Here is a 1,349-nt window from a genome sequence, read left to right as displayed (position 1 = left end):
ACCCTGCCTTGCTGTATGGAGACCAGGTCATGTCTTATCGTGAGCTGGAAATAGCCAGCAAGCAGGTAGCAGATGACCTCATCCAGGCTGGCTGTCAAGGACAGCCGGTGGCACTTCTGATGGAGCGTTCAGCCGAGCTGGTCATTGCCATGCTGGGCATCATCCAAGCCGGGGCAGCCTTCGTCCCGATCGATCCGGCCTTCCCGGAGAAACGGGTGCGATATATGCTTTCCGACTGCGGGGCCTGTCTGTTGTTAGCAGATGCGTCCCAACAAAAGAGGGCTGTTCAACGATATGGTGACCAAGTCACGGTCTGGGGTCCGGATGTCCGAACGGCGTCTTGCCCACAAGAACGAGAGACGATGCCTTCTGTCCCGGAAGGATTGGCTTATATCCTCTACACCTCCGGATCTACAGGGCAGCCAAAAGGAGTACTAGTGCAGCATTCAAGCATTTTGAACACGTTAAACGGCCTGCACGAGCTTTACCCACTGGGGCCGCAAGATGTGTACCTGTTTAAAACAGCCTATACCTTTGACGTCTCCCTTTCCGAGCTGTTTGGCTGGATGTGGGGAGGAGGGGCGCTCGCGATCCTGGAACCGGGAGGGGAGAAGAATCCAGCAGCCCTGGCTGCCGCTATTCGGCGATACGGAGTTACGCACATCAACTTTGTACCTCCCATGTTGAACGCGCTCATCCACAGTCTGGATGAAGAAGGGATTCAGGCGCTGCACGGCCTGCGCTATATTTTTGCTGCAGGTGAAGCTTTGCCGGGAGCGTTGGCCCGGGCAGTTGCGAAAAAGTTGCCGACGGTTCGGCTTGAGAATCTGTACGGACCGACCGAGGTCAGCATTTATGCAACAGGCTACAGGGTCACAGGAAGAGAAGAGGGGAGCATCCCTATCGGCAAACCTCTGCCGAATGTGCATGTCTACATTATGGATGAAGCACAGTCGCTACAACCGATTGGGGTACCCGGGGAGATGTATGTGGGTGGTACGGGTGTTGCGGCGGGGTACCTGAATCGGGAAGCCCAGACGGCGGAGCGGTTCGTAGAAGATCCGTACGTCAAAGGGGGCAAGAAGGACCGAACGGGAGATGTGGCGCGCTGGAACGAGAACGGCGAAATTGAATACCTGGGACGAACAGATGATCAGGTCAAGATCCGAGGGTACCGGATTGAGCTTGGAGAAGTGGAAAAGCAACTGCTGGAGAGCGGTCTTGTGAGAGAAGCGGTGGTCGTCAGCAAGACCGACCGGGTAGGACTTCCTTATCTATGCGCCTATGTGACGGCGCAAGGAGAAGTGAAGTTGGAAGAACTGCGCGAAGAGCTGGGCAGACGAGTCCCA

1 protein-coding gene is annotated in these 1,349 nt (G+C 56.1%); it reads left to right on the top strand.

Features of this window, described 5'->3' with window-relative positions:
- Positions 1 to 8: 8 nt before the first annotated feature.
- Positions 9 to 1,349, top strand: a 1,341-nt coding sequence (locus tag AMS66_RS01765) for an amino acid adenylation domain-containing protein (RefSeq protein ID WP_269084519.1), incomplete at its 3' end; no start/stop codon positions are given.

Origin of the sequence: Paenibacillus xylanivorans (assembly GCF_001280595.1) — a bacterium.
Lineage (GTDB): Bacteria > Bacillota > Bacilli > Paenibacillales > Paenibacillaceae > Paenibacillus > Paenibacillus xylanivorans.
Note: the sequence above shows the minus strand (reverse complement) of the source record. Positions and strands in the feature narration are given on the sequence as shown.